Raw genomic sequence first — 21,395 nt, 5'->3', positions numbered from 1 at the left:
GAAAATGGTTTTCTGTTTGGCTGGCCCGGATCACTGATGTCCGGAAGCCAGCTCAAAACGTTATGGAATTCTCTCCCTCCGCTCCATTCGGCCCCGAACATCGTGCGCTTGAAGCGTTCGAATGGCGGCGAAGTCCGGCCGGCAAGCTGCAGACCTATTGCCGCCGCCGGGTCGAATATGCCTGGATTCGCTGTGCCATCATCCTTGTTTGCGGGGGCGTGGTGTTTTGGTTCGGCGGTGCGGAGATGGCCGTTCTGACGGTCGCTATCGCCGCAGGTGGGGAGGCGTTGGATTGGGCGGTGTTGCGTTACTTGGCGCGGACGGATGTCGATCAAAACCGCCTGCCGCTCCGCAAGGCCCTGACCTGCCTGCTGGCGGGGTGTCAGGCCATCGCCGCAAGTGTCGCCTGGGTGATCATGAACGGGGCGGTTGGGCCCGGTGGGCTATTTTTTGCCAGCGCGATCTGCCTTGGCCTGATCCTGGACGCCGCCTCTTATGCCTCGGTCAACAGGGCGGCGACGGCGACGCGGCTCTCCATCTTTCTGTCCCTTCTGCTTGCCAGCTTTTATGGCCACTGGGTCGAGGTTGCGGATGCCGCGGCGCGGTCGGCTTTGCTGCTCGACATGCTGTCGGTCCTGATCCTGATATCATTTGGCTGGCTCTTTCTTCACCACCGGGAACTGGACTATCGCCGACGGAACGCCGCCCAGCATGAGCAACTGAAAAAAGGGGAACAGCTGGTCATCGTGAACCGCCTGCTGGCCGATACAGAACGCCAGACACGCCAGATGGCCATGGCGGTGGAGCAGGCGAGTGACAGCGTGGCATTCACGGACCCGGACGGGCGCATTTTCTGGGTCAACGGCGCGTTTGAGCAGATGATGGGCTATGACCTGCAACAGGTAGCGGGGCGGGCGATCGAGGATTTCGTGGCGACCGACACGGATCCGGCCGAACTTGACCGCCTGGCCCAGGCCCGTATCAGCCGGACGGCGCAGAATGCCCAATTGGCCCATATCTGCAAAGGCGGCGACCGGATCTGGCTCAGCACCAATCTGACGCCGCTGCTGGACAAGACCGGGTCCCTGATGGCGGTTGTGGTGGTGCAGCGCGATGTCACCGCCTCCAAGGAGCGAGAGGCGGCCCTTGCCCAGGCCCGTGAACATGCGCTCGACGTGGCCAAGGCAAAGGATGCCTTCCTCGCGACGATCAGCCATGAACTCAGGACGCCCATGAACGCAATCATCGCGACCTGCGATATGCTGCGCGAAACGCCCATGACGACGGATCAAGACGGCCATGTCCAGATGATCTCCGTTGCCGGAGAGGCTTTGTTGGCGATCATCAATGACGTGTTGGATTTTTCCAAGCTTGAGGCTGGCAAGCTCGACATTTCCGCAAACCCGTTCTCTCCCGGTGACTGTGTGGCTGGGGCGGTGCAGCTCCTGACCCCGTTGGCCGATCAAAAGGGGCTGTCTCTATTCATTACCCTGCCGCCCGATCTGCCGAAGGCCGTGATCGGCGATGACGGTCGCCTGCGGCAGGTACTGCTCAACCTGATCGGAAATGCCATCAAGTTCACAGATGCGGGCTCCATTCAGGTCACGGTTTCGGGACAGGTCGTCGACCGGGAGTATCGCGCCACCTTCACTGTCGCAGATACCGGTTTGGGGATCTCGGCTGACCGGATCGACCATGTTTTTGATGCGTTCACTCAGGCCGATGCTTCGATCTCCCGCCGGTTCGGCGGTACCGGGCTTGGTTTGTCGATCGTCAAACGGCTGGTTCAGGCCATGGGCGGCGAGGTCGCGGTGCACTCCCAAATGCCCGGCGGATCGACCTTCACCATCGATCTGTCCTTCGCAATCGCCGCGGCACAGGTCACCGCGCCGCACCAGCCCATGGCAGCTTTGCCTGCCAGTCTGCACATCCTCGTGGCCGACGACAATCGGACCAATCGCCTGCTCCTCCAGCGTATGTTGGAGCCCATGGGGATCACGATCACGCAGGCCGCAGATGGCGCAGAAGCCGTGGCTGCCTTTGTCGATACGCCGCCCGATCTTGTTCTGATGGACATGTCTATGCCGGAGATGAACGGGTTGGACGCGACCATCGCCATACGGCAATACGAAACCCATGCCGCCCGGGAACGCTGCCCGATTATCGCCCTGACCGCCAATGCCTTTGCCGAGGATCGCCAAAGCTGCCTGAGCGCGGGCATGGACGATCACCTGGCAAAGCCTATCCGAAAGGTGACCCTGGTCAATGCGATCCTTGCCCAGCTTCCTGCCCCTACCCACAATCACCGATCCGCTGGCTAGGGCATTTCACGGACGCCCATTTCCTAAGCTGTCCCGGTGCGTTAGCCTATGGTGCGAAGCGGGCGGGAAAACCCGATACGGATAAGGGAGGGGGCCATGGTCGATATTGCCCGGCGCGTTTGGAACCACAAATGGAAGATCGATCCGATCGTGCGATCGCTGATCGACACCGATTTTTATAAGCTGCTGATGTGCCAATCGGTGTTTCGCAATCGACCCGATGCCAAGGTCACATTCAGCTTGATCAACCGCTCTGCCGACGTGCCGTTGGCGCGCCTGATCGATGAAGGCGAGTTACGCGAACAGCTTGATCACATCCGCTCGCTCTCACTCAGTCGGGGCGAAAGCACCTGGTTGCGCGGCAACACCTTCTACGGAAAGCGCCAGATGTTTCGTGCCGATTTTATGGAATGGTTCGAGGACTTGCGCCTGCCGCCCTATCATCTGGAACGCCGCGGCGATCAGTATGAACTGACCTTTGAGGGGCTCTGGCCAGAGGTCATGCTGTGGGAGATCCCGGCGCTCGCCGTCCTGATGGAATTGCGGTCTCGCGCCGTGCTCAATGACATGGGCAAGTTTGAATTGCAGGTGCTTTATGCCCGCGCCATGACCAAGCTTTGGCAAAAGGTCGAACGCTTGCGTGACCGGCCCGATCTGCGCATCGCTGATTTTGGCACGCGGCGGCGGCATTCCTTCCTGTGGCAGGATTGGTGCGTGCAGGCGATGCTGGAAGGGCTGGGCCAGACATTCGTCGGCACTTCCAATTGCCTGATCGCCATGCGTCGGGAGGTCGAGGCGATCGGCACCAACGCCCATGAACTGCCGATGGTTTACTCCGCCTTGGCCGAAGGCGACACCGCCCTGGCCCAGGCCCCCTACCAGGTGCTTGCGGACTGGCACGAAGAACATGACGGCAACCTTCGGATCATACTGCCCGACACCTACGGCACCCAGGGGTTTTTGGACCGCGCGCCGGACTGGCTGGCCAGTTGGACGGGCATTCGCATCGACAGCGGCGACCCGGCCACCGGCGCAGAGATCGCCATTCAGTGGTGGAAAGACCGCGGCGAAGATCCCACCCGAAAGCTCGTCATCTTTTCTGACGGTCTGGATGTCGAAAAGATCCTGGAGCTGCACCAGCAGTTTGCCGGACGGGTGCGGATCAGCTTCGGCTGGGGAACGCTGATGACCAATGATTTTCGTGGCCTGGTCTCTGGCGACCGGCTCTCGCCGTTCTCATTGGTCTGCAAGGCCGTGAGCGCCAATGGCCGGGCCACGGTCAAACTGTCCGACAACCCGAACAAGGCGATGGGACCGCCGGACCAGATCGATCGCTACCGCGACGTCTTTGGTGTGGGTCAGCAGGAGGCTCAGGCGCTGGTGGTCTGAGATTTCAGGTTCGCCGCAACCTGGAATGGCTCGGGTATGCGGTCAATGCCGTCAAGGATCAGGTCCGCCATGACCTCGGCCACTTTGGGCGCCATGCCAAAGCCGATCTTGAACCCGCCATTGGCGATGAAATGGCCCGCCCGGCCCGGCCAATGCCCCAGCATGGGGGCCCGGCTGCGCGCCCGCGGTCGTAAACCGGCCCACCGGGCAATGACGGGCGCATCCTCCAAGGCCGGGCACAGCGCCCGGGCGCGCGCAATCAGCTCGTCGAGTTGATGGTCAGTCCCGACAGGATCGGTGGCCGCCCGTTCGGAGGTGGAGCCGATAGCCGTTGTTCCGTCGGCATGGGGCACGATATGAACACCATCGGCAAAAAGCTGCGGTCCGCTGCGGCGGTCCAGATCCAGAAGGGCTGCCTGCCCCTTGACGGAATTGCCCACCATTTGTCCCAAAGCCGCACTCAGATCCTGCAAGCCCGCCGCCCCGGTGGCCCAAAGCTGTAGCCCATCCGGTCGGCCCTCCGCGCGGATCGCACCACCGCCTGCCGTGATCGCGGCGGCAATGGCATGGCAGGCCTGACGCGGATGAAGCCGGGCCGACAGCGTGTCTTGGATGAACAGTCCGGTCGGGCTGGCCGGATGCCAGCCGTCCAGATCAGCCGCCGCAACGATGGCCCATTCGGCCTGACCGCGCCAGAACTGCGCCGCGCCCGCAATCCGGTCCCGGGCCAGGTCCAGGCCGCGCACATCCAACACGGGCTGAACCCGCCCTAATCGCCCATAGCCAGCGCTCAGCTCCGATGCGGCATCAATCTCTGACCAGAACGCCTCTGCCATCAGCAAACTGTCCAACTGGAATTGCTTTTTCTGGTTCCAGTTCTCTGGCGTATGGGGGGCCAGGGCCCCCACAATGCCGCCGCTGGATCCCGCGCCCACGCCGTCGGGATCTATGACCTGCACCCGCGCCCCGCGGCGCTGTATCGCCCAGGCGCAGGACAGCCCGAAAATGCCTGCCCCGTAAATGGTCACGTCCGCCGTTGTCATTTCGTCAGACCTTCCCCATGGTCACCAATCGAGGCTGCCGTGTAGGACAGACCATGCCAACAGACCAGCAGGAACCGATCGATTGGCAAGCCAATGGCGTGCCAGTATCGCAACGCTTTGACGACCCATTCTATTCGCTGGAGGACGGGCTGGCCGAGACGCGCCATGTGTTCATAACCGGCAATGGCCTGTCGACCCGCCTGCGCCCGGGCTTTGCGGTGGCAGAGCTGGGCGTGGGTACGGGGCTCAACATCGTGGCCCTGGCTCTTGCGGCGGAACAGGTCGGTATCGCAGGCATCACCTATACCGGGTTCGAGGCATATCCCCTGTCGCAGGCGGATATCGAACGGGCCCTGATCCGCTTTTTCCCCGTTCTGCCCGGCGCGGCGTGGGCCTTGATCAATGCGTGGCGCCCCGACGGCACAACGCTGTTCCATGGCGGTCTGACCGCGACGATCCTGATCGGCGATGCCCGCCAAACCTTGCCGCGCTGGAAAGGGGCCGCGGATGCCTGGTTCCTCGACGGGTTCTCTCCGGCCAAGAACCCCGAGCTCTGGGAGGCTGATCTGATGATGCAGGTCGCCCGCCACACCCGTCCGGGCGGGACCTTTGCCACCTATACCGCGGCGGGCCATGTCCGGCGTGCCTTGGACGCCGCGGGATTTACCGTGACACGCCAACCCGGGTTCGGGCGCAAACGCCACATGACCACGGGCCAGCTATGATCGCGCAGGACACCCGCAAGGGCATTGTCCTGATGGTCGCCACCACGCTGGTTTTCGCGGTGCAGGACGGGATCTCCCGTTATTTGGCCGGGGAATACAACGTCGTCATGATCGTCACCATCCGCTACTGGTTCTTTGCGGCCTTTGCGATTGCCATGGCCGGGCGGATGGCTGGCAGCTTACGCCAGGCCGCCGTCACGCGGATGCCGGTGATGCAGGCCCTGCGCGGGGTGCTGCTGGCGGCAGAGATCTGCGTGATGGTCGCCGCCTTTGTGGTGCTGGGCCTGGTCGAAAGCCACGCGATCTTTGCGGCCTATCCGCTGCTGATCGCGGCTTTGTCCGGCCCTGTTCTGGGGGAACGGGTCGGCTGGCGCCGCTGGATTGCCATCGCCATCGGTTTCGTGGGCATCCTCGTGATCCTGCGTCCGGGTTTTGCCGTCTTCTCCCCCGCCGCTGTGATCCCGCTGATCTCTGCCACAATGTTTGCGCTTTATGGTTTGCTGACCCGCTATGTGGCCCGCACCGATAGCGCCGCGACCAGCTTTTTCTGGACAGGAACGGTGGGCGCCATCGCGATCACGCCGTTTGGCCTGTGGGCATGGCAACCCATGGCCGCACCCGATTGGGCCTGGATGATGGCGCTTTGCGTCTTTGGCGCCTTGGGGCACTGGCTGCTGATACGCGCCTATGAGGTGGCAGAGGCGAGCGCCGTTCAACCCTTTGCCTACCTTCAACTGGTCTTTGCCGCCTCTTTTGGTGTGCTGATCTTTCAGGAGGATCTGGCGCTCAACGTTATTATCGGCTCCGCAATCGTGGTCAGCGCGGGCCTGTTCACCCTGTGGCGCGAACGCCGGCGGGCGTGACCTAGCTGCCCTTCAGCAGATCCGTCAGACGCGGGGTGACAGGACGGCCAAGCCGGGCCTGGTAGATCCGGATCGATTCGGTCACCCGCATCACGTAGTTGCGCGTTTCGCGGAACGGGATCATCTCGACCCAGTCCACAGGATCCACACCGGCAGAGCGGGGATCGCCCAATTCCTCGATCCAGCGCACCGGGCGGCCCGGGCCGGCATTATACCCGGCGGCGACCAGCACTGGCGCATCGCCAAAGGTATCGATCAGGTCGTCCAGATACGCTGTTCCCAATCGCACGTTATAGGCCGGATCAGCGGTCAGGCGGCTCAGGTTATAGTCGATCTTCAGGTCGCGGGCGACATCGCGAGCCGTGCCCGGCATCACTTGCATCAATCCCCGTGCGCCCACGGGGCTTACGACCACCGGATTGAACTCGCTCTCTCGCCGCGCGATGGCCAGGGCCAAGGCGGGGTCAACGGGCAGCTTGCGGTTCGCCAGTTCGTGGATCGGAAAATACGCGGCATGGAGCACGTTACCATCCCGCGCAGCCCGCTTGGCCACCATCAGCGCGATATGCGGATCGCCCAGGTCCAGCGTCACAGCCCCAACCTGACCGGCTTCTTCGCGCGGGCGCTGTTCGACCAGATGGGTCAGGAACCGCTCCGCCAGATCGCGTTCACCAGCGGCATAGAGCAGTTGACCAGCCTGCAACACGGTCGAATTGGCCAGCGAAGACCCCTGCAGATCCGGAAAAGCCTCATCCCCCTTGGCCGACAGGTCCAGCGGCAGGCCCAACGTGTCGGCACTCAACTGCCCGTAATAGCTGGTCTGATACTGCGCGCCAAAAGCGAAAGCTTCCCGCGCCTTGTCTGCATCGCCCAGGGCACGGTGCGCCCGCCCCTGCCAATATCCCGCCCGGCCCAGACTGATCGGCGTGCGCACGGCGCCCCGGAAGCGGTCGAAATGAAACAGGGCCAGTTCGGGATCTTCCAGAAACCGCAAGGCGATATATCCCGACAGCCATTCCAGATCGGAAAAGTTGCTGCCATCCAGCAGGTAATTCTGGGATGCAATGGCATAGGCATCCGCCGGATCGCCGTCGCGCAAAACCCGCCTTGCATAGATCCGGCGCCAATTGGCCCACATGGCCGGTCGGCCCAGATCGCGGGCGCTGGTGCTGCGCTCCGCCAAAAGGTCCATCGCCGCGTCGTGGCGCCCCTTGCGGACGCGCCAATTGAACCGCTCCCATGCCAGGCCTGGATCGGCTTGCAGGGGTTTCGGCACCTTCTGGATCAGGCCATCGACCCCGGGCGCATCGGCGCGCAGGCCCAATCGCGCTTCGGCCAGCAGACGCAGGTCTGCGGACACACGCGGGAACATTCGGCGCGCCGCCGTCCGTTCGTTTCGCCACAGCAGATCATCCAGACGGGCGGTGTGATGGCGCTTCAACAGATCGGGATAAAGACCCAGCAATTCGGCTTCGGTGGCCGCGGTCACCGTCATCGTGTGCCAAGCCAGGACCGCCAGCGCCTGGGCGTCACCATCCTGGTCGGTTTTTCGATAGGCCTCGATCAACCGCAGAACACCGGCGCCGGTTTCTGGCACGCGGTCACCAAACCAGGCGATCACAGCCTCCGCCTGGCCATTTCGCGGGATCGAGCCTTCGCCTTGGGTCCGCATCAGCGCCAGGCCGGGCCAGTCTGCGTTGCGCTCCAGAAAATCACTGTATTCGACAAACGAACCCCGGCCTTTGCGCAGCATGTGCCAGGTCACGATGTCCTCCGCGACCTGACCACCCGCCTGGGCGCTTTGCCGGGCATCGCTCCAATCGCCGGATCGGATATGGTTCATCGCCGCCTTCAGCGCAGCGATGCCAGGCGCCGGGTCAGCGGCACCGGCAGATAACGGCCAGATGGCCAGGATCAGACTAATTAGAATCAGGCGCAAAGCCAGACAACCCCAGTTGCGGAACGCCGCTAAGCTAATCGAAAGCTGCCGCGTCGCAACTCTCTTTCGTTAACCACTTTGTAACATACCTAACCTCTGGCCTTGCCCGAACGGGGGCGGTATGAGGCCGGACAACATGAAACAGCGGGAGGTGACGGAGATGCTCAAAGGATCCATGACAGCGATGGTCACCCCGTTCAAAAAGGGCGCGGTGGATCTGGAGGCGCTGGAAGCCTTCATCGAATGGCAGATTTCCGAAGGCAGCCACGGGCTGGTTCCGGTTGGAACCACCGGGGAAAGCCCCACGCTCAGCCATGAAGAGCATGAAACCGTCGTCGAACATACCGTGCGCATCGCTGCCGGTCGCGTACCTGTCGTGGCCGGGGCGGGGTCCAACAACACGGTGGAGGCCGTGCGGTTCATGCAGCACGCCGCCGGGGTCAAGGCGGATGCCGGGCTGGTCGTCACGCCCTATTACAACAAACCCACGCAGGCGGGGCTCATCGCGCATTACACCGCGCTCCATGACTGCTGTGACCTGCCCATCGTGATCTACAACATCCCCGGTCGCTCCGTCGTCGATATGACGCCGGAAACGATGGGAGAGCTGGCCAAACTGCCGCGCGTCATCGGCGTCAAGGATGCCACCGGCGATATTGCCCGGGTCAGCCACCAACGCACCACCTGTGGCGCGGATTTCATCCAGCTTTCGGGCGAGGATGCCTCCGCCCTTGGGTTCAACGCCCATGGCGGGATCGGCGCGATCAGCGTCACCGCCAATGTGGCGCCCAAGCTCTGCGCCGCGTTTCAGACAGCCACGCTGGACGGTGACTATGTCAAGGCGCTCGACTACCAGGACCGGCTCATGCCCCTGCATACGGCCCTGTTCATCGAACCGGGCCTGGCTGGCGCGAAATATGCACTTTCGGTCCTGGGCAAATGCGCGGCAGAGGTGCGGTCCCCGCTGGTTGAGCTGACAGATGGCACCAAGGCCGCTATCCAGGATGCCATGCGCCATGCGGGGCTGATCAACTAGACCCCTTGGCGTGGGGCCGCTCTCCCCCTATATCCGGCCCCCATGGCCAAGGATAAAGCAAACCCCAACTACAAGGTGATCGCCGAAAACCGGCGAGCACGTTACGATTACGCGATCGATGACGATGTCGAATGCGGGATCCTCCTGCAGGGGTCCGAGGTCAAATCACTGCGCGAAAACCCGTCCAACATCGCCGAAAGCTATGCCGCGGTCGAAAACGGGGAGCTGTGGCTGGTGAACAGCTACATCGCCCCCTACAATCGGGCGATGTTCAGCCACGAGGAACGCCGCCGCAGGAAGCTGCTGGTCAGCCGCAAGGAACTGGCGCATCTTTGGTCCGAAACGCAGCGCAAGGGCATGACCCTGGTGCCGCTGGTCCTGTATTTTAACCATCGCGGTAAGGCCAAGATCAAGATTGGCATCGCCAAGGGTAAGAAAACGCAAGATAAACGCGCGACCGAGGCCAAGCGCGACTGGGGTCGCCAAAAGGCGCGTCTGCTGCGGCAGAACGGGTAGGCGGCAATCTTGCCTCACGCCCGGTCCCGCAGTAACCATCTGCATCAACCGTGACCCTTGGGGGACTTCTCGATGACCGACGATCCGAATACGCTGGTATCCACCGCCTGGCTAGCCGATCATCTGGGGGATCCCGACCTGCGCGTTTTCGATGCCTCGTGGTATCTGCCCGACATGGACCGCAACGCCAAGGCCGAATACGAGATCGGCCATATCCCCGGCGCGCGGTTTTTTGATATCGACGAGATCAGTGATACCCGGTCCGAACTGCCCCATATGGTCCCCCCGGTTGAGAAATTCATCAGCCGGATGCGCGCCATGGGTGTCGGCGATGGCCATCAGGTGGTGGTCTATGACGGGATGGGACTATTTTCGGCGCCGCGTGTCTGGTGGCTCCTGCGGCTCATGGGCAAGCGCGACGTCGCCGTGCTGGATGGTGGCCTGCCCAAATGGACGGCCGAGGATCGCCCTCTGGAGGATCTGCCCCCCATGGTCCGCGACCGGCATATCACGGTGCAACGCCAGGCCGATCTGGTGAAAGACGTCACTCAAGTCGCCGCCGCCTCCAAGCTGGGTGATTGGCAGATCATCGATGCCCGCGCAGCCGATAGGTTTCGGGGCGATACGCCCGAGGCGCGCCCCGGCCTGCGGCCAGGGCATATCCCCAATGCGATCAATCTGCCGTACAAAAACCTGCTGAACGATGATCACACCATGAAACCGGTCGATGACCTGCGGGCCGCCTTCGCCAAGGCCGGGTTTGACCCCGCAAAACCCGCGATCACGAGTTGCGGATCGGGCATCACCGCCGCGATCCTCAGCTTGGCCCTGGAACGGATCGGCCATTCGCGCCACGCGCTGTATGATGGATCCTGGACAGAATGGGGCAAATACCCTGACCTGAAAGTCGCCACTGGATGACGGCGCTGCTGGCCGGGCTGCCCGCGCAGGAGCCGGACAAGATCATCCGCCTGATGTCGATGTTTGCCGCCGATGACCGGCCCGGCAAGATCGACCTGGGCGTTGGCGTCTACCGGACGGAAACCGGTGAGACCCCGATCCTCAAAGCCGTCAAAACCGCCGAAGCCCGGTTGCTCGATGCGCAACTGACCAAGGGGTATACGGCCCTATCCGGTGATCCCGCCTTTCACCGCGCCATGGCTGATCTGGTGCTGGGCAACAGCGTGCCGCAGGGCCAGATCGCGGCGCTCGCGACGCCGGGCGGCACCGGCGCGGTCCGCCAGGGCCTGGAAATGGCCATCCGCGCCAACCCCGACATGACCTTATGGCTCAGCGCGCCCACATGGCCGAACCACCCCGCCATTGCGGCGGCGATGGACGTGCCCGTGCGCACCTACCGTTACTATGACCCGGCAACGGGGATTGCCGACCTCTCTGCCATGCTCGATGATCTCGCCCAGGCCAAGACGGGGGATGTCGTCTTGCTCCATGGCTGTTGCCACAATCCCAGCGGGGCCGATCTGTCGCGGGACGCCTGGGAAGAGGTCGCGCGGTTGTGCGGCCGCCTTGGCCTGCTTCCCATGGTCGATCTGGCCTATCAGGGCTTTGGCGACGGGTTGGAGGCTGACACGGCTGGCCTGCGCCACCTCGCCACGGCGGTGCCAGAGATGCTGGTGGCGGTCAGCGGCTCCAAGAATTTTGGCCTTTACCGTGATAGGGTGGGCATCCTGCTGGCTTGCTGTCCCGATGGCGCAACCCGGGATCGGGTCGCTGGCACCATGGATTGGCTCAACCGCCTGTCCTACGCCTTTCCGCCCGATCACGGCGCCCGGGTCGTGACTACGATCCTGACCGACCCAGACCTGCGGCAATCATGGGAAAGCGAATTGGATGCGATGCGCCTGCGCCTCATCCAGATGCGGCAGGCCCTTAGCGCTGAACTGGGTCGCATCACCGGCACGGATCGGTTCGAAAAGCTGCGCCACCAGCGGGGTATGTTCTCTCTTTTGGGCGCGACACCCGATCAGGTGGCTGCCCTGCGCACGGATCATGGCGTTTACATGGTCGGCGACAGCCGTATCAACTTGGCCGGTTTGACCATTGAAACGGTGCCTTCCGCCGCTGCGGCCATTGCAGCTGCTATGACGTAACGTGCTGATCTAAAGCATTCTTTTCGGCATTTTTGGCCGTATCGGTTAGCCGGCGTAATCCGTCGCGTTCCGGTGCGCTCGACGGGCCGTTGATGTCCCAGGCGATCCCTAACCACGCCAGCATGTGGATGAACAGGTAGCCGGGATCGGATTGTCCGTCCTCCACGCCCAGCTTGGCGGAGTGGGGAAAGGCATGGTGGTTGCCGTGCCAATTCTCGCCAAAGGTGATCAGACCCAGCCCCCTCAGATTGTAACCCTGCACCGGCAGACCCATGACCTGCCACCCTTGATGGCCGCCCTTATGGGCAAAATGGCCCACCATCCAATGCCCAACGAGCGAGACAAATATCCGCAAGCAGCCTCCCCACAACACCCAGGCCCACCCGCCAAGGACGTAAAGCAAAACCGCCACGGGCAGCTGTTGCAGCATCCATGTGCGTTCCATCCAGAAGTATATGGGGTCTTTAGATACCTCACTTTCAACTGTGAACTGGGGTGGCCGCGTCAGCCGAAACTCGCAGCAAAGCTGCCACCAGGCATCCCGCCAAAACCCTGCCCCATGGGCGGGATGGGGCGGACAGACCGCTTGTCGTTGGTGCCAGTCACGCATGTCATGGGCCCGGATCATGCCGATCGGGCCGGCCATCCCCACCAGAACACCCAGCCAGACCAGACCGTATTCAACGGGTTTCGACGTCTTAAAGCTGCGATGGATCAGTAATCGGTGCATGCCCACCGAATGGCCTGCGCAAATGGTAACGGCGCTCAGGGCAAGGAACACGACCAGGGCATCAAGACGTGGAAACAGGATGATCCCCGCCAGCCCGCCCAGCCCATGGGTCGCCAGCCAAAGTGTCTTACCCGGCAGCACGCGGATCTGGCCGTCCGTGGCAGAGGTCTGTGCGGTGGCCAAGACCCGCTCGGTCGAGATGAGATGCGTCATGGTTCCACTATGGTGGCCTTCTGTGATGCGGCAAGGGGTATTCTGGGCGGCCAGATGCGCCAGGGATTTCCGATCAACGCGGATTATTTGCATCGGCTGAAAAAGGTGTCCCCGCGGGGACAGTTGTTTTCACGGCATAATTCGCCAGCAAAAAACCCCGGGCCGCAAAGCCCGGGGCAAGTCGTGACTGACAGGAAGGGAGGTGTCAGCCCTTGGAAAACTCCGGATAGGCTTCCATGCCCAATTCGGCCGTGTCGAGCCCGGTCACCTCGGCCTCTTCACTGACCCTGATGCCTGCGACGGCTTTCAGGATTACCCAGATGATCAGGGATGTGACAAAGACAAACCCACCAATCGCGATGACACCGATGGCCTGGGTGATCAGCTGGGCGACGAACCCGACCTTTTCAGGATCACCAGCCGCGTCCAACACTGGGTTGCCCTCGGCATCGACCCGATCTGCCTGGGTGTGCAACGCGACGATGAGCGTGCCCCAGATACCGGCAAGCAGGTGAACGGGAATAGCGCCGACAACATCGTCGATCTTGAACTTGTCCAGCATCGGCACGGTCAGCACCACGATCACGCCACCGACGGCACCGATCCACAGGGCGTCGAACAGGGACGGCGCCAAAGGTTCCGCCGTGATCGACACCAGACCAGCCAAGGCACCGTTCAGCACCATGGTCAGATCAACCTTGCCATACATCACCTGCGTCAGGATCAGTGCGGTCACCGCACCGGCTGCTGCGGCCATATTGGTATTGGCAAAGATCTGAGCCACGGCATCGGCATCGGATAGTGTACCGAAGGCCAGTTGCGAACCACCGTTGAAGCCGAACCAACCCAGCCACAGTATGAACGTTCCCAAAGTGGCGAGGGCAAGGTTGGAGCCCGGCATCGGATTGACGCGACCATCCTTGTATTTGCCCAAACGGGGGCCAAGGACGATGGCACCGGCCAGCGCGGCAAACCCACCGGCTGCATGCACCAGAGTGGAACCCGCAAAGTCGCTAAAGCCCATGGCGGACAACCAGCCGCCGCCCCACTGCCAGGATGCCTCGATCGGGTAGATCAGGCCGGTCAGGATCGCGACAAAGATCAGGAAGGGCCACAGCTTGATCCGCTCGGCCAGGGTACCCGAAACGATGGAGGCCGTGGTGGCACAAAACATCAACTGAAAGAAGAAGTCCGAGGCGTTGGAATACCCGCCCGCATCAATGTCGGTCTTGATATCCTTGGGGGAAATTGTGCCAAAGACGCCTTCGATGATCCAGTTCCCATCACCGGGATACATCACGTTATAGCCAATCAACCAGTACATGATGGCCGCGATTGAAAAGAGGCCAATGTTCTTGGTCAGCTGCATGGTCACGTTCTTGCCGCGGACCAGACCAGCCTCCAGCATGGCAAATCCGGCTGCCATCCAGAACACCAGAAAACCGCCGATCAGGAACAGCAATGTCGTGAAAATAAACGCCGTTTCTTCAGCAGATGCGGCGGCGACCTCATCTTGCGCCATGGCCATGACCGGTACAAGCGTCGCAGCGACGACGCCTGCCCAGAGGAGTGATTTGAGTTTCATATACTTTACCCTTGTTGGTGCGCAGGCTTTACAGCGCGTCGTCGTTGGTTTCGCCGGTGCGCACACGCACGGCCTGATCTACGTCCAGCACAAAGATCTTGCCGTCGCCGATCTTGTCGGTCTTTGCCGTCTTTTGGATCGTATCCACGACCTGATCCGCCATTGCGGCCGATACGACCAACTCCAGCTTGACCTTGGGCACGAAATTCACGGCATATTCGGCGCCGCGATAGATCTCTGTATGGCCGGATTGCGATCCAAACCCCTTGATCTCCGTGACCATCATGCCGCGCACGCCGATGGTGGTCAGAGCCTCCCGGACCTCCTCCAGCTTGAACGGCTTGATCGCTGCAATAATCAGTTTCACGCTTGTCCCCTTCTCTCCGTTTGGGCGTTCCAGTCGGGCCCCCGTGCAGTGACAACAGGCTAAGCCGGGGTGCTTCAAGAAAGGGCAGCCTAAAAATGGATCGTTCCTTGGGCATTTGTGCACAATTTTTACACAAATACGCTGATCAGCTTAATTTTTGAGCAGACATAAAACCGGACAATTGCAGCGTTTCTCTCCCCTTTCCGATTGGCGCAGTCTAAGATGACGTCAAAACGAGCAGTCGCAGACAAACAGGACAAAGCATGGCCAATTCCGGCGGCAAGCGCCCAGTTTTGCGGGCCGACAAGCGGACGACACCGTCTGCCAAGGCAAAATCCAAGCGGGCCCCGGCCCGAAAATCGCCGCGCAAACGCAAGGCGGCAGCCCGGTCGCGTGGCCCGTTGGGATGGATCATCGGCCTGGTGCGGTTCGTGGCCCGGTTGATCTGGGGTGTGACCTGGCGGGCGACCGCCATGGTGACCGCTGTGATCGCCGTTGGTGTCTTTTATTTCTACGCCCAACTGCCCCCGGTTGAAGAATTGGTCGATGGCCGCACCCGCGGGTCGGTCACGTTACTGGATCGCGAAGACAGGACATTTGCCTGGCGGGGTGAGGTGTTTAACAGCATCACCGATTTGGGCCAGGTGTCGGACAACCTGACCAATGCCGTGATCGCGACCGAAGATAAACGGTTCTATCGCCATATCGGGGTCAGCCCGCGCGGTGTGGCCAGCGCCGTCAAGATCAACCTGCGGGAAGGGCGCGGCCCGCTATCGGGCCATGGCGGATCGACCCTGACCCAGCAGACGGCCAAGCTGTTATGCCTGGGCGTTCCCTTTGATCCCGCCACAGGCATGACGGAAGCGGAATATGAAGAGGATTGCCGCCGCACGACCAAATGGCGCAAGGTCAAGGAAGCCATCTATGCCATGGCGATGGAGGCTCGCTATACCAAGGACGAGATCCTCACGATCTATATGAACAGGGCCTATCTGGGGGCCTCGGCCCGCGGGTTTGAGGCGGCCAGCCAGCGGTATTTCGGAATATCGGCGGCGGAATTGCAACCCAACCAGGCCGCGATGCTGGCTGGTCTGCTGGTGGCGCCCACGCGCTATGCCCCGACCAACAGCCTGAAACGGGCCCAGGATCGCGCGGCGACGGTTGTTAAACTGATGCATGAACAGGGATATCTGACGGCCGCGCAACGCGATGCAGCTTGGAATGCGCCTGCCACGCTGTCATCGGCAGCGGAAAAGCGGGCCGGTGGATATTTTGCCGATTGGGTCATGAAATCCGGCCCGGCCTTTCTGACGCGGGACACCACCGAAGACGTGATCATGCAGACCACGCTGGACCAAAAGCTGCAGACCGCAGCCGAGGAGGCGATGGATCATATCTTTACCACCAAGGTCAGCCCAGGATCCAAGGCGGAGGCGGCGATTGTCGTCATGTCGGCCGATGGGGCCGTTCGGGCCATGGTGGGAGGCCGCAAGACCAAGGTTTCAGGGGCGTTCAACCGTGCGGCGATGGCGCGGCGGCAGACCGGGTCGTCGTTCAAGCCATTCGTTTATGCGGCTGCGCTGGATTTGGGTTTCACGCCCAATGCCACCGTGGTGGATGAGCCGTTTTGCATGAATATTCCCGGATCGGGAGAGTACTGCCCCAAGAATTACACGCGCAACTTTCGTGGCCGCATCACCCTGTCAGAAGCGCTGGCCCATAGTGTGAATGTGGTTGCGGTGAAAGTGTCAGAGGAGGTGGGCCGCGAAAACGTTCAGAAGATCGCCACCGATTTTGGCATTGCGAGCAACCTTGCGGATGGCGCGGCGCTGGCCCTTGGCGCATCGGAGTCGACCTTGATCGAGATGACGGGCGCCTATGCCGGGATCCTGAATGGCGGGCGCAGCGTCAAACCCTATGGTCTGCGCGCGTTGCAGTTGAAAGGCGATGCCGACCCCCTGGCTGGGCAAGATGGCGGGTATGGAGAGCGGGTGATCACCGAGCAAGCCTCCCAGTACCTGGTCTACATGATGAGCCGGGTCATTCAGGATGGCACCGGCAAGCGCGCGCAACTGGGGGAGCGCCCGGCGGCGGGCAAATCCGGCACGACCCAGGCGGCGCGGGATGCGTGGTTCATCGGCTTTACTGCGGATTACGTCGTGGGTGTCTGGATGGGGTATGATGACAACACCCCGCTGAAAGGCACCACGGGCGGTGGTCTGCCGGCTGATATCTGGCGCGAAACCATGGTGCGGGTCCACAAGGATACCCCGATCAATCCGTTGCCTATGCTGGTGCCCCAGCAACCCAAGGCCCCGGTGAGCCAGCGATCGACGGCAAGCGCCAACAGTCAGTCGCGCCAGCAACAGGCAGGACAGCCCAGCCTGCAGGATCAGCGCCGGGCCGAACGACGCCAACGTCGGTTGGAGCGACAGCAGCGCCGCCAGGAGCAGGGCGATGTTGCCGAACGGGTTTTGCAGAATGTACTTCGTGAATTGCTGGGCCAGTAGAGCGTGGCCCCGCGATCAGTTCAGCTGGAAGTGCAGGGGATAGACGCCATCCTCGATCTCACCGAACAGATCGGGCAGGTCAGGGTGGTCCACAGGCTCGCCCGAATAGTCAGGCAGCAGGTTCTGTTCCGAGACATAGGCCACGTAATAGCTTTGCTCGTTTTCCGCCAGCAGGTGGTAAAACGGCTGTTCCTTGGACGGGCGACTGTCTTCGGGGATGGCATCATACCATTCCTCGGTATTCGAAAACATGGCGTCCACGTCAAAGACAACGCCCCGAAACGGATGTTTCTTGTGGCGAACGATCTGACCTAAGTGATACTTGGCGCGCTTTTTCAACATGGTAATGCACCCTTCGACGCCCCCACCTAATCGCTCTACGGGGGTATTGTCCATTCAACATGTTCCGGTTGAGAGAAACAGTTTGTGGCACTGATTCTCACAGTACTCCAGGTTGTGGCCCCTGTCATTGCGATTGCCGGGCTGGGCTTCGGGTGGATCCGCCTGGGCTTTGACTACCCGGTGGCATTCGTCACGCGGCTGGCCATGACGCTGGCCGTGCCGTGCCTGATCTTTACCGCGCTGGTCGATACAGAGTTGGAGGCCGCAGCACTGACCGCAATTTCCGTAGCGACCATAGTGGCTTATGCAGGTGTGACGTTGATGGTCTGCCTGATCGGCTGGCTTTCGGGGCTGGACCGCCGCACCTATTGGGCGCCGCTGATTTTTGGCAATACCGGGAATGTCGGCTTGCCGCTGGCGCTGTTTGCGTTTGGCGAAGAGGGCCTGGCACTCGCTGTGGTTGTGTTCGCGATCATGGCGATGGGGACGTTCACCTATGGGATCTGGCTGGTTTCGGGCAGTGGAGCGCCGGGGCGTGTATTGCGCGAACCGATCCTGATTGGCACGGTTTTGGGCGCATTGTTTCTGTCGCAAGGGTGGCAGGTGCCGGGATGGCTGGGCAACATGCTGGATCTGATCGGGCAGATGGCGATCCCACTGATGTTGCTGACACTGGGGGTCGCCGTGGGTCGGATGTCGCCCGGCACGTTGTGGCGCCCGATCTGGTTATCACTGCTCAAGGCTGGTCTGTCGGCGGCAATCGCGGTGGGGGTCGGCATGGCCCTGGACCTCTCGCCAGTGGCCCTTGGCGTCCTTGTTTTACAGCTGATCACGCCCGTTGCGGTCACATCCTACATGCTGGCCGAACGGTACCAGGCGGGGCCTCAGGACGTGGCGGGCCTGGTCGTGGTGTCGACCCTTCTGTCGATTGTCACCTTTCCGCTGGCGCTGGCATTTCTGCTGTAAACGTGACCGTCAAGTTGGTTTCCTTAGCTTGTCGGATCAGCTATAACGCGAAAAAACAAACACATAGCGAGGGGCATATGAGCAGGATCCTTTGCGTTTTTCTATTGGCGGTCCTTTGTGGCTGTGGCGGTGGCAGTAATACGGCCCCGCGCAACCTGGATGATGCGTGTAGCATCGTGCGGGAACGACCCAGTTATTTGCGCGCGTTCAAGCAGACCGAGCGCCGATGGGGTGTGCCGGTGAACGTGCAGATGGCGACGATCTATCAGGAGAGCAAATTCAAGAGCGACGCGCGGACACCGTTCCAATATGCGCTGGGCGTGATCCCGATGGGGCGACGGAGTTCGGCCTACGGATATTCCCAAGCCCTTGACGCGACTTGGAAAGAGTACAAGCAGGAAGCCGGTCGGCGCGGTGCAAGGCGCAACGATATCAAGGATGCAACGGATTTCATGGGCTGGTACATGACCAAAACGCGGGAGCGGAACGGCGTGCCCCTGACCGATGCGCGCAACCAGTATCTGGCTTATCACGACGGGCATACCGGGTTCGCCCGGGGCAGCTACAACAAGAAGCCGTGGCTGGTGCGCATCGCAGGTGAGATCGACGCGCGCTCGCAGCTTTATCGCAATCAGCTGATCAGCTGCGGCAGGCTGTGACCTGACCGCTCTGGCTGGTGGGATAACTGCCCGTCAGGACGCATGTTGCATGGCCCCGAAGGGTTAACGCACCGTTCGGTGGAACTGAACACCCGATGGGCTTTTGGGGCGTCCAACCCGTAAACAGCCGGGATTTGGGTGAAATCCGTGGTGCAGAACCCATACACAAATGATGCACATTCCATGCATACGAGAGGCAGTCCGGACGCCTCTTAACAGAGCGCGCGGTGGTGATGCGTTAACATTGCTATGGAACGCCACAAACCTCTGACCCGATACAGCAGGTCGTGTGGAGCGTCTCAACTAGTCATCTCAGGCGATCTTGGTCACGCCGTCCCGGTCTGAAGTCGTTGTGCGGACAACGCTGCCATTGCGGAGCACAGTTCAGCTAGCTGAGATCGCCGCTTCTTTTGTTGGCGCAGTCGATCCAATCAGAGGCAAACTCGACTAGAGATCGAAAATCACATATCTTGCAATCCGCACCACCGAATTTCCCGAAAGACACCGCGCCAGTCTTTTCGAACGCCTCACCCACTGCAGGAAAAAGCCGGTTCATATCATCTGCTACGTCGGTTGTTTCGATCCATGATCCTTTGGGGCCACCGTTCTTGAAGCGCCGTGTCTTGGTCCGCTTATGTTGCGCAAAGGTCTCGGCTGTGTGAAGGGCCGAGCATCGGTTCCAGCCGACCCCGATCAGCAGGATCTTCATGGTAGGGCGATCACGGAGCTTCCCAAGGGGCGTTTTCTCTCCCGTTGCCCACGCGAGGCTGTGTTCCTTGAGAAAGCCCTTTGCTTTCTTCCCATTGAGGCAGATTGATACAGCCGGGTGGTCGCTGCGTTGGGTTCCCGGCCAGTTTCTGAAAGTCTCCGCAATGACACCCATGCCCGACGTTGGGGATTTCGCTAGATCGAAACCGGGAACCGCGTCTTCGATTTCGGCAATCTGATCTTGAGTCAAGCGGGACGCATCAACTCCAGCAGGAAAGTAGGCGTCGGAAGAGAACGCTGGCATTCCTACAAGACCTGTTTCACCCACCGCTTTGAGAAGGCTTTCCACAATCGTTCGGGCACCGGCGACGGTACCGCCAACGGCCCTCATCGAGCCATGCACAAAAAGCCCGTCTCCTGCGTGAACGCCGAGCGAGATCAGATCGCCGAAAAGGCTTGTCTGGGTATGAAATGCGGCAACCATACGCCTGACTATCACCATTTCTGCAGATGCAACATCCGTCAAACTGGGCTTATTTTGTTGAAGAAGTCTTTGTTGTTTTGGGCCAATTCGTTTGCTTCACTTCCTTTTGTCGGATGAGGAGGGATTTGACGATGATGGGTGTTCAGGAAGCTCCGGCTCGGTTGTTTTACGACTTTGATTTGAGGCGCATGTCCCTGCGGACCATCTACTGCGCGAGATTGATCGGTTTCTGGATGTCGGCACTGTCCGGCAGCAAATTGCACCACACTACAGCCATCTAGGCCGTCCTTCGATTGACCCTGAGCTGATCGTGCGGATGTTGGTGATTGGCTATGTCCTGGGCATCCGGTCGGAGCGGCGGCTATGTGATGAAGTCCATCTGAACCTAGCTTATCGCTGGTTTTGTCGTCTTGGCATCGACGGCAAAGTGCCAGATCACAGCACCTTCTCAAAGTATCGCCATGGTAAGTTCCGGGATAGTGATCTTCTGCGCACCGTATTTGAAGCCACCGTCGCAAGCTGCATTTCTGAAGGCCTGGTTGGTGGTCATGGATTTGCCGCTGATGCCAGCTTGATTGAGGCCGACGTCGACAGGATGAACTCAACTGCACAAGCAGATTGGGATGCATCCGCCATCGATCCTGATGATGCACCCCGCGCTGTCAGGGAATATCTCGACGTTCTTGACGATAAAGCGTTTGGGGCTTCGACACCGGTCAAGCCGAAGTTCACATCACATTCTGATCCGGCCAGCCAATGGACTGCGGCCTGCAATCTTCAGCTATTCGAACAATTATCCGATCGACACGGATCATTCCGTTATCGTGGATGTTGAGGCGACACGCTCAATCAGACAGGCTGAAGTAGGTGCTGCGCAAACCATGATTG

The 21,395-nt window shown here is 61.1% G+C and carries 18 protein-coding genes and 1 pseudogene; 12 read left to right on the top strand and 7 right to left on the bottom strand.

Going from position 1 to position 21,395, the window contains the following annotated elements; all coding sequences use genetic code 11:
- Positions 1 to 62: 62 nt before the first annotated feature.
- Together IU397_RS17515 and pncB are read left to right on the top strand one after the other, a co-directional pair.
- The gene (locus IU397_RS17515; RefSeq protein WP_204416257.1) at positions 63 to 2,321 is read left to right on the top strand and encodes an ATP-binding protein; all 2,259 of its coding nucleotides are present in this window, start codon (positions 63 to 65) and stop codon (positions 2,319 to 2,321) included.
- Between the two features lie 96 nt (positions 2,322 to 2,417).
- Entirely contained in the window at positions 2,418 to 3,710 is a 1,293-nt protein-coding gene (gene pncB, locus IU397_RS17510) for a nicotinate phosphoribosyltransferase (RefSeq protein WP_204416255.1), read from the top strand.
- Here pncB and IU397_RS17505 read toward each other — a convergent pair.
- Entirely contained in the window at positions 3,692 to 4,753 is a 1,062-nt protein-coding gene (locus tag IU397_RS17505; RefSeq protein ID WP_204416253.1) for an FAD-binding oxidoreductase, read from the bottom strand. The two genes, pncB and IU397_RS17505, sit on opposite strands and share 19 nt — an antisense overlap.
- A 53-nt stretch (positions 4,754 to 4,806) precedes the next feature.
- On the opposite strand from IU397_RS17505, the gene mnmD reads away from it, so the two are divergent.
- Both mnmD and IU397_RS17495 read left to right on the top strand, forming a co-directional pair.
- Complete coding sequence (gene mnmD / locus IU397_RS17500; RefSeq protein WP_204416251.1) at positions 4,807 to 5,478, top strand: tRNA (5-methylaminomethyl-2-thiouridine)(34)-methyltransferase MnmD; 672 nt, start codon at positions 4,807 to 4,809, stop codon at positions 5,476 to 5,478.
- The gene (locus IU397_RS17495) at positions 5,475 to 6,341 is read left to right on the top strand and encodes a DMT family transporter (RefSeq protein ID WP_204416250.1); all 867 of its coding nucleotides are present in this window, start codon (positions 5,475 to 5,477) and stop codon (positions 6,339 to 6,341) included. The genes mnmD and IU397_RS17495 overlap by 4 nt, the downstream gene beginning before the upstream one ends.
- A 1-nt stretch (position 6,342) precedes the next feature.
- On the opposite strand, the gene IU397_RS17490 is transcribed toward IU397_RS17495, so the two are convergent.
- Entirely contained in the window at positions 6,343 to 8,280 is a 1,938-nt protein-coding gene (locus IU397_RS17490) for a lytic transglycosylase domain-containing protein (RefSeq protein WP_239479898.1), read from the bottom strand.
- 160 nt (positions 8,281 to 8,440) lie between these two features.
- Between IU397_RS17490 and dapA the strand changes: the two genes are divergently transcribed.
- The 4 genes from dapA to IU397_RS17470 all read left to right on the top strand — a co-directional run bounded on the left by dapA (position 8,441) and on the right by IU397_RS17470 (position 11,943).
- Positions 8,441 to 9,316 carry a 4-hydroxy-tetrahydrodipicolinate synthase gene (gene dapA / locus IU397_RS17485; RefSeq protein ID WP_204416376.1) on the top strand — a complete coding sequence of 292 codons (876 nt, stop codon included), beginning with the start codon at positions 8,441 to 8,443 and terminating at the stop codon, positions 9,314 to 9,316.
- Positions 9,317 to 9,358: 42 nt separating this feature from the next.
- Positions 9,359 to 9,832, top strand: a complete 474-nt coding sequence (smpB, locus tag IU397_RS17480) for an SsrA-binding protein SmpB (RefSeq protein ID WP_204416248.1) — start codon at positions 9,359 to 9,361, stop codon at positions 9,830 to 9,832.
- Positions 9,833 to 9,904: 72 nt separating this feature from the next.
- Positions 9,905 to 10,753, top strand: coding sequence for a 3-mercaptopyruvate sulfurtransferase (gene sseA / locus IU397_RS17475; protein ID WP_204416246.1), 849 nt, complete (start codon positions 9,905 to 9,907; stop codon positions 10,751 to 10,753).
- 5 nt (positions 10,754 to 10,758) lie between these two features.
- Entirely contained in the window at positions 10,759 to 11,943 is a 1,185-nt protein-coding gene (locus tag IU397_RS17470; protein WP_370541721.1) for an aromatic amino acid transaminase, read from the top strand.
- Here the strand turns inward: IU397_RS17470 and IU397_RS17465 are convergent.
- The 3 genes from IU397_RS17465 to IU397_RS17455 all read right to left on the bottom strand — a co-directional run bounded on the left by IU397_RS17465 (position 11,933) and on the right by IU397_RS17455 (position 14,838).
- On the bottom strand, positions 11,933 to 12,886 hold the full coding sequence (locus IU397_RS17465; RefSeq protein ID WP_204416242.1) for an acyl-CoA desaturase: 954 nt from the start codon (positions 12,884 to 12,886) through the stop codon (positions 11,933 to 11,935). The genes IU397_RS17470 and IU397_RS17465 overlap by 11 nt on opposite strands.
- A 205-nt stretch (positions 12,887 to 13,091) precedes the next feature.
- Positions 13,092 to 14,471, bottom strand: a complete 1,380-nt coding sequence (amt, locus tag IU397_RS17460) for an ammonium transporter (protein WP_204416240.1) — start codon at positions 14,469 to 14,471, stop codon at positions 13,092 to 13,094.
- A 28-nt stretch (positions 14,472 to 14,499) separates the two neighbouring features.
- The gene (locus tag IU397_RS17455) at positions 14,500 to 14,838 is read right to left on the bottom strand and encodes a P-II family nitrogen regulator (RefSeq protein WP_204416238.1); all 339 of its coding nucleotides are present in this window, start codon (positions 14,836 to 14,838) and stop codon (positions 14,500 to 14,502) included.
- 263 nt (positions 14,839 to 15,101) lie between these two features.
- Between IU397_RS17455 and IU397_RS17450 the strand changes: the two genes are divergently transcribed.
- Entirely contained in the window at positions 15,102 to 17,348 is a 2,247-nt protein-coding gene (locus tag IU397_RS17450) for a transglycosylase domain-containing protein (RefSeq protein ID WP_204416236.1), read from the top strand.
- Positions 17,349 to 17,363: 15 nt separating this feature from the next.
- Here IU397_RS17450 and hspQ read toward each other — a convergent pair whose 3' ends face one another.
- Positions 17,364 to 17,690 carry a heat shock protein HspQ gene (gene hspQ / locus IU397_RS17445; RefSeq protein ID WP_204416374.1) on the bottom strand — a complete coding sequence of 109 codons (327 nt, stop codon included), beginning with the start codon at positions 17,688 to 17,690 and terminating at the stop codon, positions 17,364 to 17,366.
- Between the two features lie 84 nt (positions 17,691 to 17,774).
- Here hspQ and IU397_RS17440 point away from each other — a divergent pair, with 84 nt between their 5' ends.
- Positions 17,775 to 18,656, top strand: coding sequence for an AEC family transporter (locus tag IU397_RS17440; protein ID WP_204416234.1), 882 nt, complete (start codon positions 17,775 to 17,777; stop codon positions 18,654 to 18,656).
- A gap of 77 nt (positions 18,657 to 18,733) precedes the next feature.
- Positions 18,734 to 19,315, top strand: a complete 582-nt coding sequence (locus IU397_RS17435; protein WP_204416232.1) for a transglycosylase SLT domain-containing protein — start codon at positions 18,734 to 18,736, stop codon at positions 19,313 to 19,315.
- Between the two features lie 388 nt (positions 19,316 to 19,703).
- On the opposite strand, the gene IU397_RS17430 is transcribed toward IU397_RS17435, so the two are convergent.
- Positions 19,704 to 20,549 carry an aminoglycoside N(3)-acetyltransferase gene (locus tag IU397_RS17430; protein WP_204416231.1) on the bottom strand — a complete coding sequence of 282 codons (846 nt, stop codon included), beginning with the start codon at positions 20,547 to 20,549 and terminating at the stop codon, positions 19,704 to 19,706.
- Between the two features lie 89 nt (positions 20,550 to 20,638).
- On the opposite strand from IU397_RS17430, the pseudogene IU397_RS17425 reads away from it, so the two are divergent.
- Positions 20,639 to 21,395 (top strand): annotated as a pseudogene (locus IU397_RS17425) (transposase); the annotation flags it as partial.

The organism is Actibacterium sp. 188UL27-1 (genome assembly GCF_016901225.1).
In the GTDB taxonomy this organism is placed as follows: Bacteria; Pseudomonadota; Alphaproteobacteria; order Rhodobacterales; family Rhodobacteraceae; genus 188UL27-1.
This window is presented reverse-complemented; position numbering and strand designations above follow the sequence as displayed.

Bases quoted from the DNA above. Each gene is read 5' to 3' on its own strand.
- IU397_RS17515 (WP_204416257.1), top strand. From the start codon at position 63: ATGGAATTCTCTCCCTCCGCTCCATTCGGCCCCGAACATCGTGCGCTT.
- pncB (WP_204416255.1), top strand. From the start codon at position 2,418: ATGGTCGATATTGCCCGGCGCGTTTGGAACCACAAATGGAAGATCGAT.
- IU397_RS17505 (WP_204416253.1), bottom strand. From the start codon at position 4,753: ATGACAACGGCGGACGTGACCATTTACGGGGCAGGCATTTTCGGGCTG.
- mnmD (WP_204416251.1), top strand. From the start codon at position 4,807: ATGCCAACAGACCAGCAGGAACCGATCGATTGGCAAGCCAATGGCGTG.
- IU397_RS17495 (WP_204416250.1), top strand. From the start codon at position 5,475: ATGATCGCGCAGGACACCCGCAAGGGCATTGTCCTGATGGTCGCCACC.
- dapA (WP_204416376.1), top strand. From the start codon at position 8,441: ATGCTCAAAGGATCCATGACAGCGATGGTCACCCCGTTCAAAAAGGGC.
- smpB (WP_204416248.1), top strand. From the start codon at position 9,359: ATGGCCAAGGATAAAGCAAACCCCAACTACAAGGTGATCGCCGAAAAC.
- sseA (WP_204416246.1), top strand. From the start codon at position 9,905: ATGACCGACGATCCGAATACGCTGGTATCCACCGCCTGGCTAGCCGAT.
- IU397_RS17465 (WP_204416242.1), bottom strand. From the start codon at position 12,886: ATGACGCATCTCATCTCGACCGAGCGGGTCTTGGCCACCGCACAGACC.
- amt (WP_204416240.1), bottom strand. From the start codon at position 14,471: ATGAAACTCAAATCACTCCTCTGGGCAGGCGTCGTCGCTGCGACGCTT.
- IU397_RS17450 (WP_204416236.1), top strand. From the start codon at position 15,102: ATGGCCAATTCCGGCGGCAAGCGCCCAGTTTTGCGGGCCGACAAGCGG.
- hspQ (WP_204416374.1), bottom strand. From the start codon at position 17,690: ATGTTGAAAAAGCGCGCCAAGTATCACTTAGGTCAGATCGTTCGCCAC.
- IU397_RS17435 (WP_204416232.1), top strand. From the start codon at position 18,734: ATGAGCAGGATCCTTTGCGTTTTTCTATTGGCGGTCCTTTGTGGCTGT.